This window comes from Pedobacter sp. Leaf194 (genome assembly GCF_001423945.1).
Classification (GTDB): Bacteria; Bacteroidota; Bacteroidia; order Sphingobacteriales; family Sphingobacteriaceae; genus Pedobacter.
This window is the reverse complement of sequence record NZ_LMPU01000009.1, coordinates 602,763-628,211: the sequence shown is the minus strand read 5'-3', so window position 1 is coordinate 628,211 and position 25,449 is coordinate 602,763. Positions and strand designations below refer to the sequence as shown.

General features: G+C 33.0%; 24 protein-coding genes. All 24 read right to left on the bottom strand.

The features are described from left to right. Positions 1–127: 127 nt before the first annotated feature. Complete coding sequence (locus tag ASG14_RS13110; RefSeq protein ID WP_056871492.1) at positions 128–1,099, bottom strand: glycosyltransferase; 972 nt, start codon at positions 1,097–1,099, stop codon at positions 128–130. Continuing rightward, positions 1,077–2,267, bottom strand: a complete 1,191-nt coding sequence (locus ASG14_RS13105) for a glycosyltransferase family 4 protein (protein ID WP_056871491.1) — start codon at positions 2,265–2,267, stop codon at positions 1,077–1,079. The genes ASG14_RS13110 and ASG14_RS13105 overlap by 23 nt, the downstream gene beginning before the upstream one ends. Then, entirely contained in the window at positions 2,264–3,532 is a 1,269-nt protein-coding gene (locus tag ASG14_RS13100; RefSeq protein ID WP_056871490.1) for a hypothetical protein, read from the bottom strand. Before ASG14_RS13100 ends, ASG14_RS13105 begins: the two co-directional genes overlap by 4 nt. After that, positions 3,529–4,323, bottom strand: a complete 795-nt coding sequence (locus ASG14_RS13095) for a hypothetical protein (RefSeq protein ID WP_056871489.1) — start codon at positions 4,321–4,323, stop codon at positions 3,529–3,531. The genes ASG14_RS13100 and ASG14_RS13095 overlap by 4 nt, the downstream gene beginning before the upstream one ends. Continuing rightward, positions 4,316–5,302, bottom strand: a complete 987-nt coding sequence (locus tag ASG14_RS13090) for a glycosyltransferase family 4 protein (RefSeq protein WP_162238738.1) — start codon at positions 5,300–5,302, stop codon at positions 4,316–4,318. The genes ASG14_RS13095 and ASG14_RS13090 overlap by 8 nt, the downstream gene beginning before the upstream one ends. A gap of 289 nt (positions 5,303–5,591) precedes the next feature. Beyond that, positions 5,592–6,794: a hypothetical protein gene (locus tag ASG14_RS13085; RefSeq protein WP_056871487.1), complete on the bottom strand. Its 1,203-nt coding sequence runs from the start codon at positions 6,792–6,794 to the stop codon at positions 5,592–5,594. Continuing rightward, entirely contained in the window at positions 6,795–8,375 is a 1,581-nt protein-coding gene (locus ASG14_RS13080) for a hypothetical protein (RefSeq protein WP_157274922.1), read from the bottom strand. Between the two features lie 10 nt (positions 8,376–8,385). Further along, positions 8,386–9,531 (bottom strand): glycosyltransferase family 4 protein, encoded by a 1,146-nt coding sequence (locus ASG14_RS13075; protein WP_056871485.1) that lies wholly within the window; start codon positions 9,529–9,531, stop codon positions 8,386–8,388. Continuing rightward, positions 9,528–10,454, bottom strand: coding sequence for a glycosyltransferase family 2 protein (locus ASG14_RS13070; RefSeq protein WP_082491543.1), 927 nt, complete (start codon positions 10,452–10,454; stop codon positions 9,528–9,530). The genes ASG14_RS13075 and ASG14_RS13070 overlap by 4 nt, the downstream gene beginning before the upstream one ends. Then, a complete protein-coding gene (locus ASG14_RS13065; RefSeq protein ID WP_162238737.1) occupies positions 10,451–11,098 on the bottom strand; it encodes a glycosyltransferase family 25 protein in 648 nt (215 codons plus the stop codon). Before ASG14_RS13065 ends, ASG14_RS13070 begins: the two co-directional genes overlap by 4 nt. Then, positions 11,088–12,005: a glycosyltransferase gene (locus tag ASG14_RS13060; protein WP_056871483.1), complete on the bottom strand. Its 918-nt coding sequence runs from the start codon at positions 12,003–12,005 to the stop codon at positions 11,088–11,090. The genes ASG14_RS13065 and ASG14_RS13060 overlap by 11 nt, the downstream gene beginning before the upstream one ends. Then, the gene (locus tag ASG14_RS13055; protein WP_056871482.1) at positions 12,005–12,889 is read right to left on the bottom strand and encodes a glycosyltransferase family 2 protein; all 885 of its coding nucleotides are present in this window, start codon (positions 12,887–12,889) and stop codon (positions 12,005–12,007) included. The genes ASG14_RS13060 and ASG14_RS13055 overlap by 1 nt, the downstream gene beginning before the upstream one ends. Continuing rightward, positions 12,886–13,740 carry a glycosyltransferase family 2 protein gene (locus ASG14_RS13050; RefSeq protein ID WP_056871481.1) on the bottom strand — a complete coding sequence of 285 codons (855 nt, stop codon included), beginning with the start codon at positions 13,738–13,740 and terminating at the stop codon, positions 12,886–12,888. The genes ASG14_RS13055 and ASG14_RS13050 overlap by 4 nt, the downstream gene beginning before the upstream one ends. After that, on the bottom strand, positions 13,737–14,621 hold the full coding sequence (locus tag ASG14_RS13045) for a glycosyltransferase family 2 protein (RefSeq protein ID WP_056871480.1): 885 nt from the start codon (positions 14,619–14,621) through the stop codon (positions 13,737–13,739). The genes ASG14_RS13050 and ASG14_RS13045 overlap by 4 nt, the downstream gene beginning before the upstream one ends. Then, complete coding sequence (locus ASG14_RS13040) at positions 14,614–15,831, bottom strand: glycosyltransferase family 4 protein (protein ID WP_056871479.1); 1,218 nt, start codon at positions 15,829–15,831, stop codon at positions 14,614–14,616. Before ASG14_RS13040 ends, ASG14_RS13045 begins: the two co-directional genes overlap by 8 nt. Then, positions 15,828–16,763: a glycosyltransferase family 2 protein gene (locus ASG14_RS13035; RefSeq protein ID WP_056871478.1), complete on the bottom strand. Its 936-nt coding sequence runs from the start codon at positions 16,761–16,763 to the stop codon at positions 15,828–15,830. The genes ASG14_RS13040 and ASG14_RS13035 overlap by 4 nt, the downstream gene beginning before the upstream one ends. Before the next feature lie 11 nt (positions 16,764–16,774). Continuing rightward, positions 16,775–17,581 (bottom strand): glycosyltransferase family 2 protein, encoded by an 807-nt coding sequence (locus ASG14_RS13030; protein WP_056871477.1) that lies wholly within the window; start codon positions 17,579–17,581, stop codon positions 16,775–16,777. After that, on the bottom strand, positions 17,578–18,294 hold the full coding sequence (locus ASG14_RS13025; protein ID WP_056871476.1) for a class I SAM-dependent methyltransferase: 717 nt from the start codon (positions 18,292–18,294) through the stop codon (positions 17,578–17,580). The genes ASG14_RS13030 and ASG14_RS13025 overlap by 4 nt, the downstream gene beginning before the upstream one ends. A gap of 4 nt (positions 18,295–18,298) precedes the next feature. Next, positions 18,299–19,561: a polysaccharide ABC transporter ATP-binding protein gene (locus ASG14_RS13020; RefSeq protein WP_056871475.1), complete on the bottom strand. Its 1,263-nt coding sequence runs from the start codon at positions 19,559–19,561 to the stop codon at positions 18,299–18,301. Positions 19,562–19,615: 54 nt separating this feature from the next. Beyond that, positions 19,616–20,416 (bottom strand): FkbM family methyltransferase, encoded by an 801-nt coding sequence (locus ASG14_RS13015; RefSeq protein WP_056871474.1) that lies wholly within the window; start codon positions 20,414–20,416, stop codon positions 19,616–19,618. A gap of 54 nt (positions 20,417–20,470) precedes the next feature. Next, entirely contained in the window at positions 20,471–21,532 is a 1,062-nt protein-coding gene (locus tag ASG14_RS13010) for an acyltransferase (RefSeq protein ID WP_056871473.1), read from the bottom strand. A gap of 129 nt (positions 21,533–21,661) precedes the next feature. Continuing rightward, positions 21,662–22,519, bottom strand: a complete 858-nt coding sequence (locus tag ASG14_RS13005; RefSeq protein ID WP_056871472.1) for an ABC transporter permease — start codon at positions 22,517–22,519, stop codon at positions 21,662–21,664. Positions 22,520–22,525: 6 nt separating this feature from the next. Then, positions 22,526–23,647 (bottom strand): glycosyltransferase family 4 protein, encoded by a 1,122-nt coding sequence (locus ASG14_RS13000; RefSeq protein WP_056871471.1) that lies wholly within the window; start codon positions 23,645–23,647, stop codon positions 22,526–22,528. Continuing rightward, complete coding sequence (gene asnB / locus ASG14_RS12995) at positions 23,647–25,434, bottom strand: asparagine synthase (glutamine-hydrolyzing) (protein WP_056871470.1); 1,788 nt, start codon at positions 25,432–25,434, stop codon at positions 23,647–23,649. Before asnB ends, ASG14_RS13000 begins: the two co-directional genes overlap by 1 nt. Positions 25,435–25,449 lie beyond the last annotated feature (15 nt).

Below are 25,449 nucleotides of genomic sequence, written 5' to 3'. Positions count from 1 at the left end.
GGAACAAAGAGAATAGCAAAAAACGTAGCTATCGGATTTATTGTTAAAAGCGATAAGGCTAGGATCACCCCAATACCAATTTTTAAACTCCCTAACTTTATAGAATTTTTAAACAATTTTTTAATTACTAATCAAATAAAATGGAAGTAATTTTTCTACGATGTTTGAGGAACTGATCCTTAGTTCTTAGACGGAATCTGATCCATGTCAAAAAGAGTAAAAATATATTGTCCTCTCTACTTAATAGCTTGATTCCCGATATGAAGAGCTTAAATTCCTTACGAACGAATAAAACCATTACACGTTGAAAGTAGTGAATTAATATCACCTCTCGCTTAATTTTTGGTTTTTCTCTTAAATCAACATTAACGTACTTCATCAATCTATTGGTGATGGGAATTCCTTCTACTACAGAAGCATAGTTACTTGAAGCATTGTTCGAAACCTGTGAAGAATGATTTCTAATACTTGTAAGTTTTTTTGATATAAATCCAATCGTAAATTTTTCTGCAATTCTTGTCCAAAGTTCAAAGTCACCTGCGAGCAGATAAGATTCAATGAAATAATAATTATTTCCGATGTTTTTTCTGTTAAGGGATACTTGAGATATACTGCCAGCTAAGCAGCCATATGTAAGGGAATACTTCGAGTATAGATTTTTATTCAATAGTCTTGGTGTCCCATCGAATTTCCATTCTCGAGTCACTAATCCACTTTTATCAATATAGTTTCCGCTACAATACGACATTCCCAAGTTTGAATTTTCGAAATGAAAGTTCACTATAGTAGATAAGCAATTAGGGTACATGATGTCATCATGACTCCAAAAGTGAACTATCTCACCTTCAGCCTTTGAAAGTAAAAAGTTAAAATTACCGAATTGTCCTAACGATTTTTTTTGTTGATGAAGCTGTATACGTTCATCTTGAAATTCTTTGATAACATCTATCGTTTTATCAATTGAATTATCATCGCTAATAAGTAGTTCGAAATCCTTAAAATCCTGAGAAAGTACAGACCTAATAGAGGATGCTATAAACTCTTGACCATTCCTAACTGCTAGTAAAACTGAGACTTTAATTTCCTTTATACAATTCATGAATAAATGTATTGGCTTGAACTTGGAAATTCCATTTCTGAATCTTATGGTAAGAACTCTTTCCCATTTTCCCAAGGTCAGATTGAACTATTTTCTTTAAAGAATCATGTATCGTTGCAGATTCTGTTTTGAAAATTAATCCATTATCGTGGTTAACCAAGTCTAAGTTGCAGCCAACTTTATCAGAAACCAATATGGCTTTGCCAGCGGCCATCGCTTCATTTACCGCTAATCCCCACGTTTCATTTGGTCCCTGTGAAGGAAGGCAAAATAAATCACAAGCTTGATAAATTACAGGCATATAACCTTGATTCTGAAAATCCATAAAGTGAATTCTGTTTTTTATCGAAGAGTCCGCTTCATTGTTCGTGCCATCCGGAGCGTAGTCGCAGGATTCTACTGCTTCCTTCAAACTTTCTTCCATTTCTCCGTTACCTACAAACAACAAATGTGTATTCTTCAATTTCAGGTCCAAGAATGCTTGTAATAATAGTTCTGGACTTTTTTTTCTTTCTAATTTGCCAGCAAATAGAATCAACATTTCTCCCATATCTATCCTTAAATTTTGCCTCAAAAGATTAAGCTCACCAGTTCTATCTTCTGAAAATCGCTCATTATCTACTGCATGAGGTGCAAATATGAGTTGATGCGCTTTTAATCCAGAAGATTTATAGTATGCTTTATTTGCCGTACCTACATAAAACGCCTTATCAATGTAGCTGTAAACCCATTTTAATAAAATTTTTCGCGCCAGTTTTTTCCATAACGGTTTAGAGTCTAATAAATGACTATCACCCCTAAACCAAATAGGTATTTTACCCTTAAAATAGCGTAACACTATTAAATGGCTGTGGTAAGCCCAGCCGTAAACGATTATAATATCTGGATTGAAACCGTCAATACTTTGGATAATACCTGGGTTTTTGATGCCCATAAAATGATGCGATCCTTTTTCTTTTGCTGTGTTTTCCAAAAAAGCATGTTCATAACCTTCTAACAAAGGAATATCCCAGATAATTTTTTGATTAAAGCCTTTATCAAATGTCGCCGCAGTGCCTTCAAATCCCAAGGTATAGAAAACCTTTAGATTGCAGTGAGCTGCCAGAAGTTTAAAAACTGGAGCATAGTATTGGATGGGGTGGGTAATAATAATTGCTAACTTTTTCAAATGCTCAAAACCTTGTCAAATAAAGCACATTGATCTTTTGTCATCATCAAGGCATCATATATAGGAAGATTATTAATTTGATCATCACTAGTTAAACCACTGATAAATTTACTAAAGCTACTATTTATTGTTTCTTGAGTAGAATTTAAGTCGTTTATTACCGCTAAATCATAATTCTTTAATACTTGAATAGCCGGGCTTTTATGATGCAATAGCGAATAAATCTGTTTGTTTGCCATCAAGTAGTTATAAACTTTCGAGCCAATGTAGTTAGAATCATCAGAACCGACTATAAATAATGCGTCGGAATTCAGTATATGATGAATGGCATTATAATATGTTAATCTTTCAGTTACTTCAATAACATACTCACCAATACCTAACTCATTTGCTATTGGTTTAACGCTTGGAATACCTGCTCCATTTGGAGCGTAACTTGTGCCAAGAAAATACAATTCTATTTTTTCCTTAAATAAATCGCTAGTATTAATGAATATTTTGAATGCGTAAAGTAATTTAATAATACTTTCTTTCATTATCGTACCCACAGCTCCAATGTAAGCTATTTTAATCTTATCATTTTTATTGTAGTAAGAATTGAAACTAGAGCTATTAATTTTCGCAATTTCGAAATCTATCAAAGATGAACTGAAGGGGATTGTTGCTGCAGGAATATCTTTGATTTGAAAATATCTATTTTTTAATTCATTAATGTATGCTTGGTTTACAGAAATTAAGCCATCAACTGATTTTAAAGCAATCCGTTCTAATAACTTATTCAATCTATACGAAAACCAATATTTAGGAGGTCGTTCAGATTTTGGCTTATTATTGTAATAATCAGTATGCCAAGGGTCTTGTAGGTCAATTACATACGGGACTTTAAATCTTTTCTTCCAATATGGGCCTAATACGCACACTGGATATTGGGTAGTCGAAAAATAGATTAAATCATAATGCTGGCTAGATAAGAGCTTGCTTACATATGTAAAATAAAACCACAATGAACGTAAGGCAATGCTTCCTAATCCGAATCTCGAAGTCCATTTTTTTGATAGTGCTTTTACATTGTGGACTCTTATATCCTCAGGAATACTTTTTATTAACAAAGAGTCTTTAACTAAATCAGAATAAACTGATTTAACTGTCACAATTTCAGCTTCCCAATCGAATTGCTTAAAATAGAGTAAACTCATTCTGATCCGATGGCTATCAGCGGAATTTGTTGGAATAAAATAAGGTGAGATTATTAGTACTTTCTTCAAAGTCTAAATTCTTTTTTTATAGCCTTTGTAATAAAATGTCGTTGGAAAAGGTACTTATAAATAATCTTTAATGAAAACCCGTTCATATGTGTATGGATATTAAACCAATTACTTATATGCGCTCTATATATAATTGCGTAAAAGGGAAGTGGTTTAATTACGATACCTTGATCCAAAAGTCGAAACTTTGTATAATAGTGGGCAGAAAAGAAACTAAAGGAATCCACATCATTACTAAATAGATCAACATTTGATATATTTTGATGGTAAATAATATTGGTTGAACCATTTATGCCGTTCATCCTTTTCTTTCTACGTAATAAAAGTTTTTTTTCTGTGTAATAGATATAACCTTTTTCAACATAGTAACCTGAACGATTGTCATCTTCAGTAATATATTTTAATATTTTATTGCTAATTAAATCATCAAAATCAACAGACATGATGTATTTACAGTTATGAAATTTAGCAATTTCAGCCCCATACATTATTTTCTTTCCCTGATCAAAAAAGTATGTTGTGCCTTCAGGAGTTTCGCGATGTTCTGCCTTTATCTTATCTAAGGATTCAAAAGTACAGAATGAAAAAGGAAACTTTAAAAAATGAATTTTTCTATGATTAAATAGTATGTCAGGTAAATCATGATAAACAAGAAAGGCCATAAAATCTTCACTTTCCTGATTGCATATACTTTCAAGAGTTTGATAAAGTAGCTTCGAATCATTTTCCCAGTTATTTGAATTGAATTTTGGTTTTAGAGCAATTACGAAACCAATAGTTATATTATTCATTTAAATAACTTAAATATCTTTCATTTATATTATTTATCAATCTAATCCTGTAATCAGACCACTGATATTTCTTCGCTTTCTCCATAATTAGTTTGCTCATATTTGGTAAAATAGATTTATTTTCCACTATCCAAAGCATTTTTTTTGCAAGTGCATTAATACTTCCTGCATCTATGATAAATCCATCTATGCCGTCTTCTATTAAATCGTATCCGGCGGAATTGCTTGTAGTTAGCACGGGCAGGCCTTTAGCCATTGCTTCTGTAATCACCATTCCAAATCCATCCGCTAGCGTTGGGAAAACCAAAAGATCTGCTTGCTTATATAGGTTGTCTAATTCGTGTTTATCTAAAAAACCTCTAAATTCTACATTTTGCGGTAGGTTTTCTGTTAAACCTCTTGGTAAAGAACTACTTCCAGCTAAAATTAACTGGACATTTTGTTCATCAAAAAAACACTTCTGCCAGGCTTCTAGAAGAATATGTGTTCCTTTTCGTAAACTTAATGAGCCAACATAAATAAATGTAAACTGGTCCACTTGTTTTTGGATGTTTTCTACTTCGTCAACTTTGGGATACGCAAGTGGGATATTAACAATTTTCCTTCTGTCTATTCCTGCTTCAATTAGCGTACTCATGGTAAAAGTAGAATTGCAAATGATTAAGTCTGCTAAATCATACTCTCCATCTTTTCTTCTGTTTCTTTTTTTGATGCTTTCCAGCAAAATCTTCTCGTTATAATCAGAACGGAGGTTTGGATATTGGTCAAACTGTTGATCTATTACTTTTTTGTAAAAAGTATGATGTTGGCTTATCTGCTCTAAAATTTTAAAACAGCCAAGCTTTTGTGCTTGTTTAAAACTAGATAGTGCTGCATGTTCATAGCAGTGTACAATTCTTACATTTTTATCAAGTTTTTTGGATACCCACTTATCAAAGCTCAACTCTGCCCATTCCCAAACAGTATCAGCAGCCGTCAAGCTCAAAAATTTTACAGCCAGCAACCTGCACAATTCTTTAAAAGGGTAGAGCTTTATTTTCTCCGGGGGGATTTGCGAAAAATACCTGCTTCTTAATTTTGAGATTAATTTAGGAAATCGTTTCAAAATGTATTTTACAACAAAATTTTCTTGGTGAAAAACCAGTGTTGTGCACATGAAATTTAAGAAACCGGCTTCTTGGTAAGCTTTTATCGTTTCTGTGCTGAATTTCCCAATGCCAGGATTAGAGTGGTTGACTGCATTTTTTAGACAATTCGTAGTTAATGTTTTAGCCAACTTGAATTTGTTTTATAACCTCAATTAATTTTTTCTTTTCCTCATTCCAGTCAAATTTACTTTTTGCAGCACTTAAAGCAGCCTTCTGTGCATCTTCTAAATTCGATCTATCTTCAGCCCAACTTTTCAGGATATCTAAATTTGACTCAGGTGAAAGAATAACGCCTGCATCTGGTGCCTGCTGAATTACCCACTTTTGTCCTGTAGTAGGAGTTGCAATTACAGCTAAGCCTGAATTAAAGTATTGGAAAATCTTATTAGATATTGCAATTTCATTATTGAAGTTAAAGCCTGGTTCTAGTGCTAAACCTATATCAAAACCTTGTAGCCAAAAACTTAATTCTCTAGGTTTACATTGAGGATAAAAGAAAATTTTATTTATCCAGCCAGTTGAAACATTTTCTAGTAAGTGAGTTCGGATAGATTCATCGCTTGTACCTCTTAAATGCAATTCAAAAAAGTTTGGATTGAGTAAAACCAAATTTGAAATAAATTCTTTTAATCCTCTATTTAAACCAATGGTCTGGGAAAACCACACAATTTTAATGGGCTTACTATTGTTCATTTGCTCTCGAGGCACTAAAGCATTATGAGTAAAAAAATTATTAATCGTGACAATCTTTTGCAGTTCAAAGTGTTTCCGATATGCCTCACTGATAAACTTACTTGCCGTACTGATGTATTCAGCAACATTTAAATATTTGTTTTCAATAATTTCAGCAAAATTATTTTGTATTTCATAAGTTGTTTCTCCTCGATGATAATCCTCTGCATCAAAAGCAAACTTAGTCCCATTATTCTTCGCGGCCCATGCTACAATAGGCAAAGCCCGCAAAGTATGGCCAATATATAAATCCGCAGTATTCTTATTAATTAAGTTTTTGAATTCGGTAAAGAACACGTTTTCGCTTAGTTTACTTTTTGGATTAATCCTGATCCAGAACTTACGCAATAACCTTTTATAATTTAAATACCTGGACGCTCTATTTTTACTTCCAAAATTTATTTTATAGAACTTAACTTTTGGAAGCTTTTTAATAATATCCTCATCAAAAGCTTCAAGTTCGGCAATGTGTTGTAAGAAAATGACGCTAACAACAAAACCAACTTCACTAAGCGCTTCGGCTTCTTTGACTAATCTGGGATTGGAAGTTAAGTGACTATTACTGATTAATGTTATTTTTTTAATCGACATTTACTTTAAGCCTTCAAATACAGTAAACTCATCATTTCTAAATATTGTCTTGAAGTGTGAATAATTTTTGAAAGAGCCAAGAATTGCATCTTTCTTTCCATTATTATCAAACCGGGATTGTAAAACAACATAAAGTGTTGGAACTGTTCCTAAATAATGTTTTTCTTGTAACTGTTGCAAGGGCTCGAAATCTGCATGTGAGATTATTATTCTTGATTTGTTAAACTCTAAAGCCGCAGCTGCGTCAGGCAGGTACATAAGGGTTGCTCCAATGGTTTTTTTTTCTAATTGTTTTAGAAATACAAGTGTCGGTTTATCGATTATGGCAAGCCTGAATCCATTATACCCAACATAGGAGTTTTTGAGAAGACCGCTCTCTCGCTGCAGAAAGGAAGTTACACCATATAAACAACTGACAAATATCATGGAAAGTAATAGATAACTAAATACTGTTTTTATATCATCTTTCAAATAACTAATTACGCCTGGTAAAATTAAAAAGCCGACACTTCTAAAATGCCTCATTTCCATAGAGCTAGTAATGTCTTTTTTATTATAAAATAATAAAAATACACAAGTAAATACGATCAAAAATGAAACTAACAGTGCCTTATAATCCTCACTTATTTTAAGATTTAAAATCTTTACGACACTTAAAATGGAAATCAGTGCTACTATAAAGTAGTAAATAAGCTTTAGGACAAATAATATATCTTCCGAAATATTGTACCCAGGAAATTCGAATAATCTTTGATAAATATCGTCAATAGAAAGAATTGAGCCCAAAGGCTCCGCTAATACAAAAAAAGTGTTGGTCAAGCTAAAACTGAATTTAAACGTTTGCGCATTGTATAAGCCCTTGTTAATAAAAGTTAAATAACAAATCGTGAAAAATAGCATGAACAGCAAACAATGTTTTACTGCTGCCAGTAATAAATCATTTGCTAGCACATTTTGAAATGATTTTAAGTTTCGAATTATTAAAAATATAGTTATTGCTAAGGCTACAATTATAAACGAGAATTTGCTAAGAAACCCAATGGAGCACAAGAGCATAAAATAAAAGAAGTCAAAAACATTATCGTATTTAAGAGATCTAAGGCATAATAATATCCATGGTAATGTGCCGAAAAGAATAGTTTCGCCACCATTATACAGACTATAAGAAATTGAATAAAATCGTTGACAAACAATTATCATCAATGCGGTTAAAATTACAGTTCGGTCAAATTTGAGCGCAAGAAATAGATAGTAAAGTCCAAATAACCCTGATACATTCATCAAAAAATTTGTGATTACAATGCTCTCTCCAATATTTAATCCAACGTACTTAATGAAAAGCATGGGAACCAGGTACTGTCCCGGTGCCCAGGTACCATTAAATTCCAATTGGTTTTTAGCTATCGAACCTAAACTGACAGTCTTAGTATAATTAAATGGGGCTCCAGATAACATAGATTTCATTGTCGTAAAACCGATAGCACTATCATAATACATAGATGGTTTAATGATCAAAGAAATTATTAAGTACGAAAGAGTTAACAAGCTGATCGCAAGAACGTACACTTTATTAATTGACATGGTGAAAGGGTTAATCTAAGAGTTTGAGATAGTTTTTTAGCTCTGTAGTTGAATTATATATTTTGATATTAAATCCTTTTTCTCTCCAGACATCCATATCTCCTAGGTTGTTGGCAATAACAGGAATATTTTTTTCGAATGCTTCATATAGAACATAAGGTCCTGTTTCGTAAGTCAAGGAAGGAATGACTAACAAATCTATGCTTTTATAAAACTCATTAGTTTGCGTTTCTGACAAATTAACTTTCCAAAGGATATTTGAGTCTTTAGCTGTTATGTTCTTAAGTCTATCAAAATACTTTTCATCATTGATAATACCTGCAATATGGAGTTGTAAATCTTTTCTATTTACTGATTTAAATGCCTCAATTAAAATATGCAACCCTTTCTCTTGGATTATCCGTCCAACAAATCCAATAACTTTAATCGTCTTTTCAACTGGAATTTCTGGGCTCAATTGTATATCCAACAATTGACTGGTAATGGTAATTTTCGTCGGCTCAAATCCATTTTTAATAAATATTTCTTTCTGCCAATTAGTAAAAAGAAAAACTTTGTCGCATAGTTTGTTTAGTTCCAACAGGTTTTCGACTTTTTTTTCTACTGCGGTCGCTGTACCAACTGGATAATTTAAGACATCTACTGTTTTTGCTATTATTTTACTAATTGGCGTGCTTGCAACTTTCTTACTAATGTAACAGGCAGTACATCTATGTTTTTGAATAAGACCATCACAAGCGTGCGTTCCAAATTGCACTAAGTCGCCATGAATACAGGTAATACCAGGCACATGGGCTGTAAAATGAATTTTTGCATTTAGCCTTCTAGCTGCTGATATATGAAATATATTAAAAGCGGGCGTTAAGGTATGAAAATGAACCAAATTATACTTGTTTTCGCTTAATATTCTTCTAAAATCATTTAGATTTCCAGCTGCCTGTCTGCTTGATAAAATATCTGAATCATTAGATAATTCATCATTAAAGCAATGAACAATTATATCTTCATATTTTACAATTGTATTCGGGGCACCAGTAGTGATAATATGAACCTCATGATGTTGCTTGATTAAACTTTTAGCAAGACTCAGCACATATTTTTCTGTGCCTCCTCTGCTAGTCGGGTAAAAATAAGCAGTCACCATAGCAATTTTCATAACTCAAGAGCTCTTTTAAAACCAGCTAATTTTTCTGCGTTTTTGTAACCAATAATTTTTGACATCGTCCTCAATAAACCTTTTTCTGGAGGTAGATAATGTGGTTCAATTTGAAGTAAAAATTCAATAGCCTCTTTCATTAAACTTTTTTCTAAAACGCTTAAACGATTAATGCAATGCCTTAAAGATTGTATAATTGCTGTTTTTTTATTAGGATTAAGATCTGTTTTCCATGCTGTGTAAATACCCTTGGTGTTTTTATATAAATCCTTCACAAAATTCAAGTCGCTTTCTTGCGAAAGTGAATCCGATTGAGCAATTCTATACCTTGCCATTATACCATTGGTATATATAAATTTACCTTTAGCAATTGCCGCATCCAAAAAGTACCGAGCGTCTTGTATTATCGGTAAATGCTCATTCCATTTTAAGATATCGCATATCCTCCTCGAATACAATATTGCAGCTGGAGGACACCAGAAATAGGTAAAAAGTGCAACTTCTAAATCTCCTTGTATTTCGCGTTCAACGGTTTCTGAAATCTTTATCTGATTATTTTCGATTTTAAACTTTTGCCAGTCTCCATAAGCAACATCGGCATTTTCTGCTTTTAAAGCTTGCAATTGCATCTCAATTTTTTCAGGCATTAATAAGTCGTCCGCATCTAAATATTGTATATAATCCCCCTTGGAGTACTTTAAGCCTAAATTGCGGGCATGGCTAACCCCTTTATTTTCTGTTGATAATATGGTAATGGAGTTAGTAAAATTTTCTAAAACGGCTGAAGTGTGGTCTGTAGAGCCATCGTTAACAACAATAACTTCGAAATTTTTATAGGTTTGAGCATAAACAGAGTCTAATGTTCCCTTGATGGTTTTTTCTGCATTATATGTTGGAATAATAATAGAAACCAAAAAATTCAACCTTTAATTTTTGATAAAAATTTTTGAAACAAGTTTGATTTTATAGCCAGTTTTCGATGAATAACATCTGAATCAAAAAGGTCCTCATGATCACATAAATTATTTTTAGATGCATAGGCATCGATTATATAATGTAATTGGGCAAAAATGACATCCACTTGTTTGCTTTTTAATTCAAGTAGTTCAATAAAAAAATTATAGCTTGTTTTGTTAAGCATGTAGGCCACTGTTGATAAAGTGCTATTACATTTAACTAATAAGTTATTATAGTCGTTTGCAGGAAGGTAATGCTGAGAAAACAAATAAAATATATTCCACTTATTTGGTAGGACTTCAATATGTTCAAAAAATAAAGTGCCGAAATTTTCTTTTAAAATGGAATCATCTTCGAATATTAAAATATTACCATAGTCATGATCCCTTGCATGCTTAAGTACTCCTAAATGACTTTCCAAGCATCCTAATGCTCCTGGCTCGAATGGCCATTGTTTTAAGTCGTATTTTTTTGGCTCAATAGCTTCAAAAATATAAAGTTGTTCGTTAGAGAAAAACTTTGAATTGTTTGAGATCCATTTTTTCAATCGATCAGGACGTCGCTTTAAGTTAATAACATAAACTTTGTCGACAGGTACACTATTTTCCAAAATATTTGTCAATCTTATTAAAAATGAACATTGTGTTGATGCTTTTTAGATGATAAATGAAATAATACAATCCAAAAGGTTTATAGAATTGAGAAGTTTTTAATGATTGAATTCTAACTTCTTTAAAGTATATCTTAAGTTCTTTTAACCTAATTTCCATTCTTATTGCTGTATATATGTTATTTATAATGTCTTCATCTATTAAAGTTTCAATATCTTCAGATAACATTTGTTGACATTTTATCTCTCTTTTCCACTTTTTTAAGAATGGCAACGTTGTTAGCGGATGAAAATGATCCTGTTTGATTGAAGCCCTATTTGGGTCATTATGCTGCCGCATTTTAGTTACTGTATCGTTTATAAAAGTAACTCTAGCTCCATTTAAAATTATGTGAAGGAAGAAATCTGTTACTTCCCAAACCTTTAAATTTTCATTCCATTTTTCGAGGCAATTTTTTTTAATTAAAGCAGCAGAAGGAACTGGTTTATATCTTAAATAAGTTAATAGTTTATCATCAAAGATATGTAAGTATAAATTTTTGCGGTGTACAATATTGCCAAAATCTTCCCAAGCGCCAAAAATCATATCATAACTTTCAATATTATTTGAGAGAGATTTTAAGGCCCAAGTAGTCAGTAAATCATCAGCATCTAGAAACAGAATTTCACTACCATTAGATTTTTCTATTCCCAAATTTCTAGCAGCAGATACACCCCTGTTTTCTTGATAGTAGTAACATATTTTTTTAGATTGAATAAAATTTTGCAGTATTTCTTTAGTGTTATCTGTAGAGCCGTCATCTATAACAATACATTCAAAATCAGTATAACTTTGACTTAAAACGGAATTTATTGCTTCTGTTATGTACTTAGAATTATTATATGTGGGTATAATTACTGAAACCATTATTTTCTCAGTATTTGTTTGGCATTATGATAACCATTATAAACCGCCTTTAGCGCATAAAAGAGTCTTAGCGGTCTCAATAACATACCTTTTTTAATAAAAACAGGTTTCAAATAGAAAAGTAGAAAGGTTTTTCCCTCAATAATTGTTGAATTTTTAATAACATAATAGAAATACTGTTGCCAATATTCCTTTGATGGGTATTGCCTGTTTTGATTAGTGGCAATGTCTCGAGCAGCGCCATATAAAGAAAATTTGTGAAGTAAACTTATTGAGGGGTCGTAATATGATTTGTAGTTATTCTTAAGAAATCTAAACGAAAAATCTGAATCCTCCAATCGTTTTAAATTTTCATCGAATCCACCTAGTTCTTTAAAAACTGATTTTTTAATCATCATATTACAGGTTCCAAGATCCGAATGTTCTAACGGATAACCGTAATGCATGGGTCTAAACATGAAACCGAAAAGCTGGTCATTGAACTCTTTTGGAAGTGAATAACTCGTTTTTTTATCTAATCCAAGCACTTTTCCTGCGATAGCATCAAAATCTAAATCAGAATTTATTACAGATAAATATTTCTCAAAAAAATCTAGAGTTAAGATAACATCGTCATCAATGAAAATAATGTACTCGGACAAAGCAATTCTTACACCAAAATTTCTGGCAGCTGCGGCACCTTTAATCTCTATTTTTTGATAATTTATAGAACTATTCAGTAAAATTTCATTCAATTGCTGTTTAATCTTTAAAGGGTAGCTTTCAGATTGATCCACTACAATAATCTCATGAGGTTTAGTTTCCAAGCTTTCAATTTGCCGTAACAAAGAAACTAGATTTTCACCTCTGTTTAAGGTTGCTATAACTACAGAAATAGGGTTCATTTAGTCGAACTGAATAGTTTTGAGACCGCACGATAGCCAATTATGTCTAAAAACTTTAACCTACCCCAAAGCTCACTTACAAGACTATACCTAAATAAGCGATACCTAAAAAATAATGTTAATCTATCTACAAATCGAATATTATATTTTTTTGAGTAGTACAAAACAACTTTGGCCGCTTCTTTCATGGCTTCGTAATTCATACTTGTTGTTTTTTGATTGCTTTGTATTCGCATTAAGCTTATTGGTTCATCCAAAAAATATATCCTTTCGTTGATTCCTTCAAATATTCCAAACCTAAACCATAAATCTAAATCCATAGTATAATGCAGTTTTTCGTTTAAATAACCACCGCATGATAACAAAAGGTTTCTGGTATAAAAAACTGATGGTTGCGCTAAGCATATCTTTTTATTGTACTTCAATAGATCCAAGTAGGTTTCCGGGTTAGTTGTATGAGGTATAAAGACTTTTGATTTTGGCTCCCAATGTTGTGAACCTCCAACTAAAATCTGAATCTTATTTGTTAAGAAACAATCTGCAACATTACTTAGTGCATTATCTACAAGAATATCATCAGAATTTAACCAACCAATTATTTCGCCTGTGCATTTGGCAAATCCTTTGTTAATAGCTTGACTTTGCCCACTATCTTTTTCACTAATCCAATAAGTTAGTTTATGTTCGTATTTTTTGATGATTTCTACAGAATTATCAGTGCTGCCACCGTCAATAATAATATATTCTAAGTTCTGATATTCTTGATCCAATACCGATTGTATGGTTTGCTCTAAATATTCTGCCTGGTTAAAAGAGGGAGTAACGATGGATATTTTTGGATAATTGATCATGATCTTAGTGAATTTTTTATTTTTCTTTTCACTAAAAGTATTGGTCTTAAATGGTTTTTATAATCAACAACATTAAAATGCTTAAGGTTAAAAAAAAGCATTTTAAATAATAAGCCTGATTTATAATAGCCTTCGGATATGTTATTAGAAATTTTTTTTTTATTAATATATCTAGATATAAAGTTAAAATGCTCATCTAACATTAGCCAATAATGTTTCCTGTCAAATGTTTCATTCATCCCTGAACTGGATCGATTCCAGCAGTAAATGCTTTCAGCTAAGTAAAGGCCTACGGCATTTTTCTGAAATGCTCTAACCCAAAAGTCGACATCTTGGACTGAGTTGGTGTACTTCAGAGCGTAACCATCTACTAAATCCCAAACACGTTTTCGACAAGGACTTTGTCCCATCATAATCCAATTGTCGAAGATAGCAGATAAATCAATTGTACAATCTTTTGTAATAAGATTACATCGTATCAATTTTGTATGATTTTTATCAAGATTTGTGAGTTCATAATCTCCATAAACAAAATCTATTTTTGGATTGTCTATAAAAGTGTTGTATATCTTATCTAAAGCATTTTTTGGAAATGTATCATCGGCATCTAAAGGAGCAATGATTTCTGCCAAAGCCTTTTCAAAGCCTAAATTTCTAGAGTTAGATAGACCCAAATTTTTAGGAGAACGAAAAATCCTGTATTTAGTGTAAGTTTCTAGAAGCTTTAAAATTCTTACAGTAGTGCAATTGAATGAGCAGTCGTCGACTATAACAACATCTACATCAGGGTATATCTGATTTGTTTTTATTGATCTTAAGGCATTTAAAATGCTCACCTCTTCATTAAAAACAGTCAATAAAATTGTTATTTTCTTATTCACCTTTTAAATTGTTAATTAGAAGGGAGAAATAATGTTTTGATATGACATCTTCATTATATGCCTTTAGAATTTTATCACGAGCCCTAATTCCTCGTTGAGTTATGATTTCAGGTTCTTTTAAAATTTTTATAATTGTTTCTGCTATTTCATTAGGTTTTTTAGGATCTACTAAAACGCCGCAATCATTTGCTAACATTTCGCTCATACCTCCATTTTTTCCCCCAATCACGCACCTCGCTGCAGACATCGATTCAAGACAAACATTTGGGAAGTTTTCCCATAAACTAGGGAAAACACAAATACTAGTATTCACTAGAAATTTTGGTAGATCACTTTGAGATATTTCTCCAGCAAATTCAATGTTTTCAATGAAATCAGAAAGCGAGCTCGATAAATAGTTTTTCATGCTAACATCCTTACTAGGCGATGGAAAGTCACGTCCAATAAATCTGAAAATAACGTTTGGATAAACTGATGCAACTTTCGGAATAATTGCAATAAAATTATGTACTCCCTTTCGAATTTCTAAACGTCCTATATAAGTTATAATTGGTTTGTCAGGTAGATTACTAGCACTTATTTCTAATAATTCTGATCTTGGAGAATATGAAGAGGGTAAATAATAAACAGGCTTATCTATCTTCCATCTTTTTTTAACTTGCTTGATAAGATCTTTTGATGGAGATGTTATATAAGTTGCGTCTAATAAATTTAAATATTCTAAATCATTTTTGCATTTGTATCGCCAATATGCTACTGGCTTTTCAAGTTTTTTAAGCGCACCTAACGCAAATCTAACTTTTTGGAAAATAGTTAATTTTTTTACAGTGATATCTCTAATTAGAAAACTAGGTGTGTGCAGCTTTATATGCAAAGGTATCTCAGGAAAATTTTTTTTAATATAATATGTGTCTGCACCATATTCCGGTCCTTCTATACAACTAAAATGTATTTTAGAGTTTCTTTCCTTAAAAAGGCTAACAATTTCTTTTCTAAAGTAATTATGATCAGTTGTAGATAGTCTATGAATTAAAACGCCGTCTTCAATCGATGATTTATTTGTTTCGCCGACAGTTGATGTAAATACTTCGACGTAAATATTGCGCTTTATTAACATTTGCGAAGTTTGATACATATAACTACCAATGCCACCTATTACTGTTTTTGGTGGGTACTCAAACGAAATTAAGGCAATTTTTATTTGTGTCAATTTTTCCTTTTTAGATAATAGAGGATGATATTTGAAAAATAATATTTAGTAACTACAGTAGATTTAATCAACAGCCATGTATTCGTAAAAAAAAATCTTCTCGGAGGCTTGATGATATGGTTGTCGAAAAAATACTTAAATAGTAGAGCTTTGTTTTGATTATCATAAACATTTTTGATAACCCATTTATAAATTTTTAGTATCTCAAAATTTCTGTTATAATTTACATTTTGGCGAGTAGTATTGTTGTGAGTGCGGAAATAGTTCGTTGTATTAGTACTATAAAAGAGTTTATCTGTACTTTTTAAATAGATGAGCCAAAACATCCAATCCCCGCAAAATTTATAATTCACAACTTCATTTAGTATCCATACTATAGTTGAAGTATTTTTAAAAACGACGGCACTTGCATTTACTATGGTATTTTTTTTACTCAAATAAGTAAGAATTTCCATTTTGCTATCATTACTGTGACTTTCATTCCATTTGTTTGCATTTAGATCACTATACCACCAATCTAGATTATTAGCAAATTTCCCATCTTCGTCTACCATCTCGCTTTTCGAGTAAAAAAGGCTTATCAATGGGTCTGCATTAAATGTATCTGTAGCTATTTTTAAAAAATTGCTGCTACAATAATCATCACTTTCCGCAATCCAAATATATTCTCCTTTTGCTTTTTCAATTCCCTTTTTCCATTGCTTAAAAGGGCTCCCACCGTTTTGCCGATTTGTGATAATATGACTAATCTTAGATGGTGAATATGAATTTATAATGCTTAAACTTTTGTCAGTTGAACAATCATCCAATATTATAAGCTCAAAATCTTGATAACTTTGATTGAGTATCGATTCAATCCTAAGGGTTAAGAACTGATCATGATTATAAACAGGTACAATAACAGAAACTTTCGGGGTTTTATTGAATTCCATTAAATAGGTACTTATTTGATCTTAAATATTCTCTTCAAAGCAAGACTTAAATATTTAATTGAAGTTCTAAAAGGTCTATTTCTGTCATTATAATAGATTTGGTTTATACTATTGGAATCTACAAGTGCATTGTAAATAAAATATGAATATTTATTGATGAGATACCTGTGAGATTCTTCATGCCTATTACCCTGGAAAGTGTTTATTATCATCGAGTTTTCCAATATTCTATATTGATAGAGTTCTTCGTTTATAAATATAAATCTGAAGCTATTAAAATAACTATTTAACCAAAAGTCCCAATCTTCTAATCCTTGATATGGCATATTTGCATCATAGCCATTGTTTTTTGCCCAAACTTCTTTCCTATAAACGGCACAAGCATCAATATAGCTGGTAAAAATTAAATCCTTTCCATTAAATTCACGTGTGGAAAATATTCTTTCTTCGGTTACTTTACCAAAAAAAACAGGTTTGGCATATACAATATCGACATTATTTGTATCTAAAAGCTCTATAGCCTTTCGAATATAATCGGCTTTGATTTTGTTGTCTGCATCTAGAGGCAAAATGTATTTACCTTTAGCTTCTGCAATACCAACATTCCTCGCGGTTGCTAAGCCAGCATTGTTTTGCTGGATAACATGATAACTAAGAGCTTTAAGCTCTTCCATCTTCTCAATGGTATACATATCTGTGGAGCCATCATCTACAATGATAATTTCGACTGGTTGGTCTTGATAAGTTAAAACACTATCAATAGCTTCTTGTATGTATTGACCATGGTTATAACACGGAATGACCACCGTTAGAATCATGGCGTTTTTTTTGCTACAATAACATAATTCATTGTATTTGAGTTGTCCGTGATCTCATCATCAATTTTTTCAAAAAAAATATTAACTCCTTTAGTCCCTCCAAATAATTGAAAAGATTTACGTAAAAATATTCCTTTTAACCCTTTAATATTATAAACGCTCGGCAATAATGCATGCAAAAATGCTTGTCCGGCTACAGACCATTTACCGCCGTTCGATTTTATTTCTACAATCTCAAAGCCAGCTTTTTCTAAGATGTATTTAAAGCCATGTTTGGTAAACCTAAAAAAGTCATAGGGTTCTTCATGTAACGGCCAGTACATTGGACCGCTAACAATAAAAATCCCATTTGGCTTCAACAATCTATAAGCTTCATTTACTAAGCCCTGATGATCTTCCACATGCTCTATTGTTTGGGTTGAAATTACTGTTTCAAATAAGCTATTTTCTAAAGGTATTTTATTCGCAGGGCATAAATAATCAACTTTGTTATCACTAGATTGAATAATATCAATGCCTGTATATTTACTAATTTTATGCCGTAATTTATTCTCGTAGGGCTTATTGCCGCATCCAATATCTAATAAATTACCTAGAGCATACTTTTCAAATGCATCAAATAAATCTCGATGGTAATACTTATAATGCAAATAATACAAATCATCAATTTTTATATCTGTTGTGTTTAAACGGCCAAGGCTTTCTTCTCTCATATAGTTATATTTTCTCCCAAGTAAAGTCTTCAGTGTATACGCAAGAGTCTTTTTGCCAGCCCCATTCAATGACCTTATTGGGCATAACCACTTCGAATTCACAAATTTTATGGACTTCTTCAAACTTGAATTTACCCTTAGTTTCAGCTAAGTGCATTATTAAATAATAGGTATTAGCGTAAAGCTTGCATTTGGGGAGTATACAACGCATTTTGTTAACACCACTTTTTCTCAATAGGGGCGATTCTGTATCAAATAAGTAGGTATAGATTATAGGAATTTCCTTTGAATTGCAGATTTGTAATGATACTGACATGCCTTCTATAATCTCAGGCATGTTGATGTCAATATCTACAATTAGATCTTCGCCATTCATGTGAGTACCATCTTTTTCTGATGTTATAACTTCTACTTTCGTAAAAGATGGGCTGTTAGCATTTGGATCTTTGATATAAATACCAACTTCATTTGTATCTGTTTCTAAATATTTCTGAATAGTAGTGTCAGTCTTGTCGTATAAGTTTAATTCACCATTTTTAAGATAAAGTGATTTGGTTGTGAGTGTTGCTACAGCGTCCATATTATGGCTCACAAATAATACGGTTCTACCTTCGCCTTTACTGACATCACTCATTTTGCCCAGGCATTTTTTCTGAAATTCTGCATCACCAACCGCCAATACTTCATCAACAATTAAAATTTCAGATTCGAGGTGTGCTGCCACGGCAAATGCTAAACGAACATACATGCCAGATGAATATCTTTTAACTGGCGTATCCAAGTATCGCTCAATGCCCGCAAAATCTACAATCTCTTCCAATTTCCGTTGTATTTCTTTTTTCCTCATCCCCAAAATCGCACCGTTGAGAAAAATATTTTCTCGTCCCGATAATTCTGGATGAAATCCTGTCCCAACTTCTAATAAACTGGCGACTCTACCTTTTCCAAAAATCTTACCTGTAGTTGGAGCGGTAACCTTACTTAATATCTTCAATAATGTACTTTTACCAGCACCATTTCTGCCAATAATACCCACTGCATCACCTTGTTCAATCTCAAAATTAATATCCTTTAAACTCCAAACTACGTTGCTTGCACTTTTGGTACTCTGGTTGTTATTTTCTCCAATATGTAAAAATGGATCTTCTTTGCCACGTACTTTTGCATACCACCGTTCCAAATCACGACTGATTGTGCCCGTACCAATTTGCCCCAACTGATAAGCCTTACTTAGATGTTCTACTTTTATTACTAGACCGTTATTCATTAAATCAAATACAAACCTTGAAATATCTGGTTAAACCTTGTATCTCTAGATTGTTTAAATAAATTGATTTTTAATACCAAACATTAATTCACCGCACTTTATTAATTTAAAATTGTTTTCTTTTAGCGTTTGGTAGATCTTACTACTCATATCAAATTCATCATGAATTTCTATAGAGATAAATTTTGTTTGATTAAGAAAATTGCTTGTGTTTTTATCTTTAAATAATTCTTTTTCTGCCCCTTCAATATCAATTTTTAGAAAATCAATTACTTTGTGTCCTGATAATTCTAATATTTGATTTATTGTTATTGATTCTACTGAAACTCCACTTAGTGTTTTTTCATCAGTTGTTCTAACTGACCAATCTTGACCATCTCTAAAATCATAGTCAAAATTTAACATTCTTTTTTCAGACCAAATTGCCTTATTTAGACCTAATAAATTAGTTCTTCCATTCAAATTTTTCAGTAATTGCGTGTAGTTACCGAAATCAGGCTCAACTGAAATAATTCTGCAATTTGGAAAGGCATAGGATAGTTGGTACGAGGTTAACCCTATGTTAGCGCCACAATCTATTATGAGACTCGGATTTGAGATAATTGCCTTTATCTTTTCAATTATATAATTGTATTCTCCTCCTATTGTAATTTGTTTAAATACAGACCAATCACTTCCTTTTTTTCTTAAAAAGATATCTGATTTGTTTACACTCGAAACGATATACTCATCAGTTGTAGAATTTATTTTATAACCTTTTTTTAATAATTTTCTCTTATTATATAGGTATTTAATTCTTTCATAGGAAGCTATCCAGTTTTTAAAATTAAAAAAGTATTTACGAAGTGTGTACATTGAAAAATTATATCTAACTCGAAGTTATAATGATGATTAGCTATTTTTGAGAATTTAATTTACTGGAATGAATTTTTCTCTAATTTTTTGAGAACATTTCTCGATAAGTTGATAGGATATTTCCCCTGCGCATAAAGCCAACACAATATTGAATGGAAAAACCAGAAACGAACTAAATTTACCATTGTAAAGATAAGTTGGGATAATAAAAAGTTGTTGCCATAAATATAGGCTATAGGATATAATACCTAAATGGACTATATATTTTGAATTTAGAAATCGATAAATAATCGATTTGTTATTTATTAATGTGCTAATTATCATAAAGATAGTTAAAATGTTGTTAAGGAGATTTCCAAAGGGCAGAAGTACTGGGGCATAAAGACCACGCGATGAAAAAAAGTATATCATTTCAATTATGGCTATTGAAATGAAGAATAAAATACCATTATGCCATAATAGCTGTCGACTTGTGAAAAAACCCTTGAATGACAGTATTGAAAAGAAGGAACCCATAAAAATTGCATCTGCGCTTGATAGGAACGGTTCTAAGGTAACATTCTTCAATTCAGGATTATAGTACCAAAGTACTTTTAATGTAGGCATGGATAATATTATGATTATGCAGATTGACCATGTGTTTTTCAATAATTTGAAGAAAATAATTGGCCATATGAGATAGTATTGCTCTTCAACTGCCAAAGACCATGTATGGCCAGTGAGCCAGGTTCCTTGAAAAAGGTTGAAGTTATTTAGGTATAACATTGGCCCTAAAAAATTATCCAAATTCAAGTCTACTTTAAGAATTTTACTGACAATTAGAACGCACAGAAGATAGATATATAAAGCTGGGAAAATTCTTAACGTCCTTTTTATAAAGAAGTTTTTGATATTTATAGAAGTTGTTTTTATATATTCCTTTATCAATAAGGAAGTAATTAAGAAGCCACTTAAAACGAAGAAAATTCTAACGCCTAAATTTTGATAAATAAAATTTTCAGCAAAATTGTAATAAAATGAATATTGAGGAGCGGTTGCTTTAGCATGTCCTAGAACAACCAAAATAATAGCCATTGCTCTCCATCCATTTAAAGACGGATAATAAGATTTATTCAAAAAATCAGGTGTGCAAAACGGTACATTTAGTTGTACTCGAATGTTATTAAGTTTTGTCGCGACTTTCAAAATCTCCTTAAGATTGTGATGTTAATTTTTGCCTATGTTGAAAAGCTGATTCATTTTACACTACACCGTATCCACAAAATTCCGTTCTACTTTATTAAAGATCAAAATGCCGAATAAAAGCAGGGCAATAGTTACTCCGGTTGCATAACCTAAGCTTCCCCAGCTGAAACTCCCTTCGCCTAAAAACCCGTAACGAAAGGTTTCAATAATGGGCGTCATCGGGTTGTATTCAATTATCCAGGCATACTCCGGATATTTATCAAGCGCTGTAGAAAGTGGGTATATTACAGTTGTAGCATACATTAATAATTGTACGCCAAAGCCAACCAAAAAAGCAAGGTCGCGGTATTTGGTCGTCATGGCTGAGATAAACATGCCTGCACCTAATCCTAATAGTGCCATCAAAATCACAATTATTGGGAAGAGACCAACAGCCCAAGTGATTTGAAAGCGAGCGTCTGACAGGTAGTAGTAACCCATCATCAACAAAAACAATAACATTTGTACCCCAAAACGGACCAAATTGCTTACAACAATACTCAGAGGCATAATTAACCTCGGGAAGTAAACCTTACCAAAAATGCCGGCGTTGTCTCTGAAAACGGTCGAGGTTTTGGTTAAACAATCTGCGAAATAATTCCACGCTGTAATGCCTGCCATATAAAAAAGCGGCTTTGGAAGCCCGTCTGTTGAGATTCCGGCTAAATTGCCAAATATAAAAGTGAATATTATGGTAGTGAACAGTGGTTGTATGAAAAACCAAAGCGGACCTAAAATGGTCTGTTTATAAAAAGACACGAAATCCCGGCGAACCAACAATAAAAGCAGGTCGCGATAGGCCCAAACTTCATTTAATTTCAAATCAAACAAAGAGGCTTTTGCTTCAATAGTCCAGTTATACGCTTCTTTGTTTTCCACTAATTCTTAAAGATTTAGAACCGCTCGTGCAGTTAGGTTTTCGGCTATTTTAGCTGAATAACTAGCATGGCTGAAGGCTTTCAGGCATTCCCTTTGCAGAAATTCAGCTTTAGGTTGTGCAATTGATAATTCGTCGATAATCGCTGATAGCAGTTCCGGTTTGTTATCGGGATTAACCGGACGGCCCAATGTACCATTTAATATTGCATCGCGACTGCCATCAAGGTTTCCACAAATAGAACGGCGGCCACAGGCTGCAGCCTCGATAAAACTGATTCCGAAACCTTCAGCCTTACTAGGCATAATGAATAGATCAGCGAGCAGGTAGTGAGCCACAATTTCATCGTCAGCAATAAATCCAGTTAAAATTACCCGTTGCTCTAACTCGAGACTGCTTATTAATTCTTTGATTCTCAGTTCTTCCCCGGCATCAGCCTTGCCACCCAAAATGTAAATCACGTTTTTAGGGAGTTCCGGCAACGCTTCAATAACTTTGTCGTAGCCTTTATATTGCTCTGAGTAAGACAGCCGGTTGAGTGTAAATAAAACCTGCATATCTGTTGATAGACCGTAACGTTCCATCAGTTCCAACGGCTTAGCAAACGATTCTGGCAGTGCAAAAAAAGGATCTAGGCAGTTATTCAAAACGGTAATTTTTGAAGAATTTAGCTGATGAACCTTTTGAACGGTATCGGCAGTAAACCTGCTTACCGCGAATATTTCGACGTTCTTTCTAATGAAATCAGTTTTCCACTTGCTTAGTTCAGTCCAGATTTCTATGCCATGGGCGAAGAGAATAATCCGCTTGCCGGGCTTAATCTTTTGGATAATCCATCCAAAAATTAAAAGGTTAACATGACTTAAAATAATTACATCAGACGAACTTCCGAATTTAATAGCATGACACGCAAATCGGAATCTGTTCGAACCAAAACCCTTGAAGGATTTCTGGTTTACATATTTCAAATCTGCTACCGAATCGTACATACTCAATACCTGATAGGATTTGATTTTTTGTTGCTCAAAAAGGTCTTTTAGCACTTTGCTAAGGCTTCGGCAAACTTTCTCAATTCCGCCTGTCAAACTGAAAGAATGTAGCGTAAGTAAAAGTATTTTCTGATCTTGCATCAGTTGTTTAATACCTGATAAACGGCCATCATTTTAGACCAATGCACTTTTCCAGATTTGAAGTCTGTTGTAAGCTTGTCTACAAAATCGTTTGAAGAGTGATTGAATCTTTCGATGAAAAAATCGTTTTTAACTAACCATTTCTGGAATGGAAATGTGAAACCCATCTTTTTTCTGTTCCAAATCGTTTCCGGTAAAGTGCCGTAAAAGGCATCTATCAATAACTTTTTTGTCTTTTCACCCTTATATTTTAAATCGTTATGAACTGCATTTACTGCCGCAACAACATCGTCATCAAGAAATGGTACGCGTACCTCCACACCGTGTTGCATACTCATAGAATCAGTGTCTTTTAAAAGCTGATTTTGCATATACAAATTGATTTCCAGCCAGGAAGCTTGTTCTTCTACGCCTAAATGTTTCGGGATTTGAGCTTCCAGCTTATTCAACGTCGTATTGATTTCTGTTAAGGATAGGTTCAGGATTTTCGAAATCTCTGGCGGCGTAAAAAAGCCCCGTAAGAAAAGATACTTTCCTGCAGCATTTTTATAACTCAGATAATAAATACGCTTTAATGCAGGTTTGTTAAAATATTTACCGGCTTTAAGTAAAAAACCAGGGAGTGCAGCTAACAAATTCACCCTTCGCATCCGCTTAAAAGATGGGTAGCCGCCAAAAAGCTCATCGGCACCTACACCTGATAAAACTGCTTTTAAGTTCTTTTGCTTCGCATAATAGTTAACAAACCACGAATTTATGCCATCCGTTGTGGGCTGATCCATCGCTTCCAGCGCCCTTGGCAGCAGCGAATTAAATGCACCTTCACTAACAGTATATTCAGCATGCTCGCCCTTAATTTTCGAACTGATTAGGTCCTGAAATTTTTTCTCCGAAAATTGCTCGTCGTCGAAATTTATTGAGAGGGTATTGACCGACGCATTCACATTTTTATCTGCGATTAGCGTAAGCAGGCTACTGTCTACACCACCACTTAAAAATATCCCGATGCGAGCATCTGCAATTAAATGTCTTTTTACGGCTTCACTTAAGGATTTTGAAATCAAACTTTCAGCTTCTTTTTTAGAGGTGATTGTTTTTAATTGTATTTTCTGCTTGAAGGCACTTATTTTACAAGCTGATGTACGGATATTATATTCCAAAAGGCTTGCTTTCGGCAGCATTTTTACATTCGCCAGTGTGGTAAATGGCTCCGGAATGTGACCGAATGCTAATAGAAAAACCTTCCAATCAGTATTTTCAGTGTATTTTTCTGATGTGCAACTGAAAGCTTTAACCTCCGAAGCGAAGGTGAGATTACCTGATGATGTAGCGTAATACAAAGGTTTTATGCCTGCTTTATCCCGAACAAGATAAACAAGTGCCTTATTTCTATCGTGTAAGGCTAGGGCAAACATTCCTTTTAGTTTATTAAAACTTTCTTTTCCCCAGGCGCTGTAAGCTGCCAGGATCACTTCGGTATCAGTTTTTGTGCTGAAGTTGAAGTTTAATTGTTTCAACTCGTCTTTCAGTTCTAGGTAATTATAAATCTCACCGTTAAAGGTAATCACAAGGTTATCATCATTGTAATGCATTGGCTGATGACCTTTCGTACTCAAATCGATAAGGGCGAGGCGCCTGTGACCAAAACAGATGCCATTTTCCTCGTCGCAGTAAAAGCCTTCATCATCAGGGCCGCCATGTTTCATGCTGTCGCACATCGCTTGAACATCTTTTGCGAGTTGTTCAGTGTTAGCAGCTTTATTTAAAATTCCAGCGATGCGGCACATTAAATTACGATCTAC